The sequence below is a fragment of the Streptococcus ovuberis genome, from assembly GCF_012396585.1.
In the GTDB taxonomy this organism is placed as follows: Bacteria; Bacillota; Bacilli; order Lactobacillales; family Streptococcaceae; genus Streptococcus; species Streptococcus ovuberis.
Genome location: NZ_JAAXPR010000038.1, coordinates 1 through 7,233, shown reverse-complemented (window position 1 = coordinate 7,233; position 7,233 = coordinate 1). Strand labels below are relative to the sequence as shown.

At 32.5% G+C, this 7,233-nt stretch carries 6 protein-coding genes and 4 pseudogenes; 2 read left to right on the top strand and 8 right to left on the bottom strand.

The genetic code is table 11. From position 1 onward, the window contains the following. A pseudogene (locus HF992_RS11490) lies at positions 1–106 on the top strand (IS30 family transposase); the annotation flags it as partial. Between the two features lie 14 nt (positions 107–120). Here HF992_RS11490 and HF992_RS11485 read toward each other — a convergent pair. The 4 genes from HF992_RS11485 to HF992_RS11470 form a co-directional block, all read right to left on the bottom strand. Continuing rightward, positions 121–681: a lanthionine synthetase LanC family protein gene (locus HF992_RS11485; RefSeq protein WP_343032976.1), complete on the bottom strand. Its 561-nt coding sequence runs from the start codon at positions 679–681 to the stop codon at positions 121–123. 350 nt (positions 682–1,031) lie between these two features. Further along, positions 1,032–1,718, bottom strand: a complete 687-nt coding sequence (locus HF992_RS11480; protein ID WP_001033676.1) for an ABC-2 family transporter permease — start codon at positions 1,716–1,718, stop codon at positions 1,032–1,034. Further along, entirely contained in the window at positions 1,696–2,433 is a 738-nt protein-coding gene (locus HF992_RS11475; protein WP_168550133.1) for a lantibiotic immunity ABC transporter MutE/EpiE family permease subunit, read from the bottom strand. Before HF992_RS11475 ends, HF992_RS11480 begins: the two co-directional genes overlap by 23 nt. Continuing rightward, complete coding sequence (locus HF992_RS11470) at positions 2,426–3,127, bottom strand: ABC transporter ATP-binding protein (RefSeq protein ID WP_000452012.1); 702 nt, start codon at positions 3,125–3,127, stop codon at positions 2,426–2,428. Before HF992_RS11470 ends, HF992_RS11475 begins: the two co-directional genes overlap by 8 nt. 276 nt (positions 3,128–3,403) lie before the next feature. Between HF992_RS11470 and HF992_RS11460 the strand changes: the two are divergent. Then, a pseudogene (locus HF992_RS11460) lies at positions 3,404–4,764 on the top strand (ISL3 family transposase). A 125-nt stretch (positions 4,765–4,889) separates the two neighbouring features. Here HF992_RS11460 and HF992_RS11455 read toward each other — a convergent pair. From HF992_RS11455 to HF992_RS11445, 4 genes and pseudogenes are all read right to left on the bottom strand, one after another. Next, a complete protein-coding gene (locus HF992_RS11455; protein WP_168550132.1) occupies positions 4,890–6,233 on the bottom strand; it encodes a sensor histidine kinase in 1,344 nt (447 codons plus the stop codon). After that, positions 6,211–6,909 (bottom strand): response regulator transcription factor, encoded by a 699-nt coding sequence (locus tag HF992_RS11450; protein WP_168550131.1) that lies wholly within the window; start codon positions 6,907–6,909, stop codon positions 6,211–6,213. Before HF992_RS11450 ends, HF992_RS11455 begins: the two co-directional genes overlap by 23 nt. 40 nt (positions 6,910–6,949) lie before the next feature. Beyond that, positions 6,950–7,105 (bottom strand): annotated as a pseudogene (locus tag HF992_RS12130) (S8 family peptidase); the annotation flags it as partial. A gap of 20 nt (positions 7,106–7,125) precedes the next feature. Beyond that, positions 7,126–7,233, bottom strand: a pseudogene (locus HF992_RS11445) (IS30 family transposase); the annotation flags it as partial.

The window sequence follows — 7,233 nt, the reverse complement described above, 5'->3', positions numbered from 1 at the left end:
GAAAACGACCACAAGAATGGTCGCCTTCATCGAAAATTGGATTAACAACTATCCAAAGAAATGTTTGAACTATTTATCTCCTAGACAATTTTTACTAAATGCCTAACTTGGACTTGAAATTTAGCTACAGTCATCAAAATCAGTTGTTTTATAAATTTTTTTAAAAAATAGACAAATCTCAATTGCTCCAGAAAATCCGTGACATAAAATAGATTGTTCCAAACCATTACTTCTCCTGATGGATGCTTTCAAGATGTTACAAGCTTTAGATTTTAGTTTCTTATCTTCTAGAGCCAAACTTGAATACAGATATAGTAAACTAATTCCTGGGCTACCGTAGCACCACGCATCTCGAATAAATTCATACTGTAAATTGCTTTTTTCTGTTTTCTTTAGTTCAATATCGCTTAATCCCTCTTTCCACATATAATTTTTTAACTCATGTTTTTCGTATAACATTATAATTTTTTTGATTGCTGCAATAGATTTTTCATTAGAATAGCCTTTTAATTTTGAATAAGACAACATTACGCCAACACCCGCAAGGCCGTGTGCTAAACCAAAATTTAGACATCCTAACGGATAAAGCTTAGACTCTGTCTTGGACATTTGATTCTTTGATTCCACATAGAAACCTGTTAAAGTAGAATTTTTTAGTGAAAACTCAGATAAGAAATTGATAATTCTGTTTATTATATAATCATTTTCATCTTGCTCCTGAGATAAAAGATAAGATACCTAGTTCAGAATTTGTTCATAATCATAGAGAATGAACAAATTTTTTTATTTAGAATGCATGAAATATTTATACTGATACTCTGGACAATTAAATAAAAAGATAGTTGACCAATGAAACTGCTGAAAAAGTCTGATATTTTTAAAATATCATGAACAATACTGTCTTGAAAAGATAATAAAATAGACATAAAAAGCGGATGACCTGTAATCTTTAGATTTCAAAATATGCTGTCATTCGCTTTTTATCTATTGAATTTTGTTGTATTCTACTCTTTTAGTGACCTCTAACCAATTTACCTCTTTTTACATATTTTTTGAATTTCAACATTATTCATAACAGCTAAATTACAAAAATACGATAATATGATAAAACCAATTAAGTATACTAGAATCATAAAAATTTCATTTTTCCCAATTTCTAGAATCATATTAACAGGTAAAACGATAGGCAACCAGAAGATATTTAAAAATACTTTATTGGTTGCAAATATAATAAACAGACATTCGATAAAAGAAATTACTAGATTCCCTCCCTTTCCCATGATAAGACTAAGTAACATATGGAAATGGTTAAGTAAGACTAATAATAACCAAGTAATCACACCAACATACGCAAAGTAAGAGAGTCTATTAAATTCAACTCCTACCACTATCCAAACTGGAACTCCCAATAAAACCATAAGTAAGTCTGTCGAAATAAGCTTTATTCCCCAAATAATTCCACTATTTTTTTCGCTTTTTATATTTTGAAAGAAATTTGCTTTTTCCTCTTGTTCATGAAGAAAAATAGAGAAAATTGATGCTAATATACAATATCCTAACATAGGTAAAAAAATGATATTTTCAATTACAACTGAATTATTTGTAAACTGTAAATAAAGAGGAATTGTGAATAATTGAATAATTGATAAAATTAAAATAAGATTTAAAGTAAGAGAGCCTTTCAACTTTAGCAACTCACTTTTTAGAATTTTGTTCATTAGTTATCCTCCACTTCAACAAACTAAGGAAACTCACAAAAACTAAGATCGAAAGAGATACTGATATTAAAATTGTCGATATTTCAACTCCACTTAATGCTGCCTCTAAATCACCTGAGGGTTTTAAATGTAAAAGAGCATAAGCAATTTTATAGTGATAAGTATAAGGAAATATGAACCAAACCGATGTCTGAGCTATTAGAGGAGCAACTAATAAGCAAATAAGAGAATTTGTAGCCAACAACAAGTAGGGATTTATCCACTTTGCTAGAAAATATAATAGTGGTAATACCCAAGCAGAAGAAACACCAATAAGTAATAAACAAATCAAATCTTTACCAATGTCTACTGACATCACACCTGAAAAAAGAAATGAGATGCCATAAAATATTATCGTAAAAATAAAGGTTGAAATCAAAACATCCTTGAACTTCAACAGTATCTTCGCTAAATAAATAGTAAACGTATATCTACCCAAGCTAATATTTTGAAACGCACCTGCATTCTCCTCCGCGCTATAATCAGCTAAAAACAATAACCCAAGGAGAGTGAAAAGGAATCCTCCCTCCCACCAATAAATTGAAAAACTTTCTAAATTGAGAGGTCCTGCTAGTATGAAAGCTATAAAAATTGCTAGCATAGGAATAAGGATTAGTAATTTTTTATCAGAACTAGATTTTTGCTTCAGCCACTCAGATTTAAAAATATTAGTCATTTCCATCACCTCCATGGACAATTCTAAAGAATAGTTTTTCTAAATCATTTGAATTCTTATTAATATCATCGTAAAAAATCTTGCCCTGATTCAGTATAACGATTTGATCCGCAATTTTGCTGACTTCACTTAGTTGATGGCTGGACAAGAGGACGGTCATTCCAGATTTTTTTAGATCCCTAATTAAATTTAGCAATTCTTTTATCCCATCTGGATCTAGACCATTAGTTGGCTCATCTAAAATTAATAAGTCAGGATTGGTAATAATTGCCATTCCTAAACCAAGTCGTTGCTTCATTCCTAATGAAAAGTGCCCTGCCTTCTTTTTTCCAGTATCAGATAAACCAACCAACTGAAGTACCTCATAAATTCTTTCATCTGGAATATCATGTAGCAATGCTCGTGTTTTTAAATTGTCAAATGCAGAAAGATTCAAATAGATAGCAGGAGATTCAATCAACGCTCCAATATCAAATCTATTTTCTTCTACAATATCCTTATGCTTTCCATTGAAAATGACTTCTCCACTATCAGCTCTTTCTAACCCAAAAAGAATTTTCATAATGGTAGATTTCCCAGCTCCATTTACTCCCAGAAGACCACAAATAGTACCTTCTTCAATTTTAAATGAAACGTCTTTTAAAACTTCTTTGTCTTTATAGCTTTTTCTTAGATTTTGAATGATAACTTCCATTTTTCTTCCTCCATTTCTTTTATTATAATACAAAAGAAATTTCAGTATTTCTTCAGAAAAAAAGATTGAGCAAAAAGTCGATATCTCATTGATTTTTTTAAATTTGGCTCTATAATCTCTGTAGTGGGTAAATCCACCACAGAGATTATAGGGCCTTTTGAATGTAGAAAAAAAGTCCCATATGACCTACAATGAAAAGCGACAAAACTCACATTAGAAAGACTCATATGGAACAGTTCAATTTTATCACAAACCTACTCGGAATAAAAGACCCTAATATCTCGATTTCAGACTATATCGATGCTGGAAGTCATCGCTAAGCTGGACTACCCTGCCCCAAAATGCCAACATTGCCAAGAACAGATGGCCAAGTACGACTTCCAAAAACCATCCAAAATACCCTACCTGGACTGTGCTGGCTATAAAACGCTAATTCGTTTAACGAAACGCCGCTTTCGTAGCTCAAATTGCAGAAAAATAGCTGTCGCTGAGACATCATTGGTCAAGAAAAACCACCAAATTCCTGTCATTCTAAATCAGAAAATCGCCCAGAAACTAATTGATACTCAAATAAAATCAAAATCTGATAATGCATGCTAATTTTCCAAGTGTTTGAGTTGTAACCAATTCTCCAAACCATTAACAAAGAGATGATAACAGTTTAGCTTATCATCGCTGACAACAAACAAGCAAACCTATCTTTCAGCATTCAGATTTTGATGTTAAACGAGTATGAGAAGGTGGCGATGACAGCCATCGCTGAAAACCTAGCCGTATCAACCTCAACGGTCATCCGAAAACTAAAGGAATTTCAGTTTAAGACTGACTTGAACTGGCTGCCTGAGAATATGTCCTGGAACGAGTACAGCTTTAAGAAAGGTAAAATGAGCTTCATCGCACAGGACTTTGATTCACTCAAAATCCTGACCATTCTTGATGGGCGAACACAAGCTACCATTCGCAACCACTTTCTACGCTATTCGAGAAGTGTCAGAAGCCGTGTTAAGGTCATCACCATGGACATGTTCACCCCTTATTACAAACTGGCTAGACAGCTATTTCCAAACGCTAAAATCGTTCTCGATCGTTTCCACATTGTCCAGCATAAGAGCAGGGCTATGAACAGGCTACGCATCCAGGTAATGAACCAGTTTGACCGAAAATCCCACGAATACAGGGCCCTCAAGCGCTATTGGAAATTGATACAACAAGACAGTCGAAATCTTAGCGATAAACGCTTTTATCGCCCAGCTTTTCGTATGCACTTGACTAACCAGGAGATTGTTGCTAAGCTGCTCGGCTATTCCCAAGAACTTAAGAAACATTACGAGCTTTATCAGCTACTCCTGTTTCACTTCCAAGAAAAGCAAGCTGACCAGTTTTTTGAGCTTATCCAAGAAACAATTGATAGCGTCTTTCAGACGGTGTTCAAGACCTTTTTGAAAGACAAGGACAAGATGATTAACGCCTTAGAACTCCATTACTCCAACGCTAAACTTGAAGCGACAAACAATATCATCAAGGTCATTAAGCGAAATGCCTTTAGTTTCAGAAACTTTGAAAACTTCAAAACTCGTATTTTCATTGCCATAAACATAAAACGAGAGAAGACAAGAACTGTCCTCTCTCGGTGTTAGATGGGTCAACCCACTACAGTTGACAATGAGCCTCAAATTTTCGAAACAAAAAACCGCATAAAATCAACGTTTGTAAATGAAAGATTTCATGCTGTTTTGTTTATATTAGGCTTTTTGACCAGCCCCTAAAATTTTTTAATTAATAAAGTGACCTGTGCACCACCATTTTGTGGATTTGAGAGTATTAATTGACCTTGATGTCTCATAGCTATCTTTTGAGCAAATGAAAGTCCTATTCCGTAATGCTTATCATTTCTTCCTTTATTCTCTGTGTAAAAAAGTTTTCCTCCATCTTTAAGAGACTCTTCTGTAAATGGTAAACCATTATTCCAAATCTCAAAACTGATAAAGTTAGAACTTTCAGATATAGTCAGTACCACCTTGCCCTCTTCTGAACAAAATCTAGTCGCATTTGATAAGATATTTATCAAAGCTCGATCTAAGTTGAGACGATTTCCTTTAATCACTCTGGTATGGGATTCATTAACTATTTGAAAATTAATTTTTTTTGAAGACATAATATCTCGACATTCTAATGATAATTCATCAAGAAATTTTGCTAATTCAATATCTTCCTGATAATTCTTATCCTCAATTAGCAACCTTGAGTAATTAACCATTGAATTAAAATACTTTTCAAATATACCAACACTATGATTCATTGAGGACATAAAATCTAATTGTTTTTCATCTAGATTAGTCATCTCAAGCAACTCGATATTCCCCTTTAAAACAGTTAATGGTGTTTTAATATCATGTGCTAATGCAGCAACTTGAAATGACAAATCTTCTTTATCTTTTTTCTCCATTTCAAATAACTTTGTCAACTCTTCGTCTTTTTGATAAAGCGTCAATAAAATGTTATTACATTCTAGGATTGCAGTTTCTTTACGTCCAATATCCATTCCTGGTATTCCCATATTCAGAGATATTTTTTCAATTAGACGAAAATTTTTTGTAAATTCTCTTAAGAGCCTGATAACAGAGATAGAGATGAGTAGTAATTCTAGCACTATAAAAAACAAATAAGAGACTAAATTATAGGAAATATGTCGAAAGTTTCGATTTACAAATTCGGGCATTGTTGGTCTTCTAATAACCAAAATAAAATCTGAGTTTTCATATTCTGTAAACAATATAGAACCCTCGCTAACCGAACTTCCAGTATCAAAAACTTCTTTATAATGTTGTAAATCCTGTTTTTGATATTTTCCAGAGACCAATTCGCCATTATCGCTATCAAACAATACATAATCAAAGACAGAGTAATCCATTTGATTCTTAATACCGTTAGCAGATTTACTATCACTAATTGAAATATGATAGTCTGTTCCATATGTATTCAACTGACCTGTAAAAATAAGAACGTAGCTCAATACAAGCAACATAATAACATTTGCAACTGTACCAATCACTATTTCAAGAACTGTCCTTAAAATCCGCTTATTAATTGAATATCTTTTCATCATTCCACTTATATCCCATCCCCCTTATTGTTTTAATGGGATTAATTCCATAGGGACCAAACTTGACTCTAATTTGATAAATGTATTCCGAAATTGAACGAAATAATGCATCTGCTTCATCATCATAGACACATTCATAGATTTCTTCTCTTGTATAAACCTTATTTGTCTTACTAGATAATAGCTCTAAAATATCATATTCCCTTTTAGTAAGAGAAATAGCTTCACCATTAACACACACGAGTTTTTCTTGAAGGTAAAATGTTAGTGAAAGTAATTCTCGAATAACAGATTCATTAGATTCAGCATTTCTATAACGTTCTTCTCGTTTTAAATGCGCTGCAACCTTGGCAACTAGTTGATTAACACTAAATGGCTTTGTTATATAATCGTCACCACCAAGATTTAATCCAGATACAATATCATCTTCAGAATCTTTTGCACTGACAAAAATAATCGGAGAGGATACTGATTTACGAATCTGTTTACAGATTTGCAGACCATCAACATTAGGCATCATAACATCAAGCAATATTAAATCAAATCCATCAAAATCACTTATTTTTATAGGAAGCCTAACTTCTTGATAAGTCGTCACATTATAGTTTTTCATTTCTAAAATTGTTCGCATCAATTTTACAATTTCAAAATCATCATCAACTACCAAAATCTTATACATACTAGGTACCTCTTTTATCTCATACTACTATTTTACACTATTATTGCACAAAATTTGTAATATTTAGTAGCCTAATTTGTCCATTGTTCCCATTATTACTAAGAAAACAATTATCATATAAAATTCGAATAGCTTCATCTGGTTGGTCCTTCAAATTATACTTTTCTATAATCAATCCTAAAGCTGCAGAGACTTTAGCTAAATTTCAAGTCTAAGTTAGGCATTTAGTAAAAATTGTCTAGGAGATAAATAGTTCAAACATTTCTTTGGATAGTTGTTAATCCAATTTTCGATGAAGGCGACCATTCTTATGGTCGTTTTCTT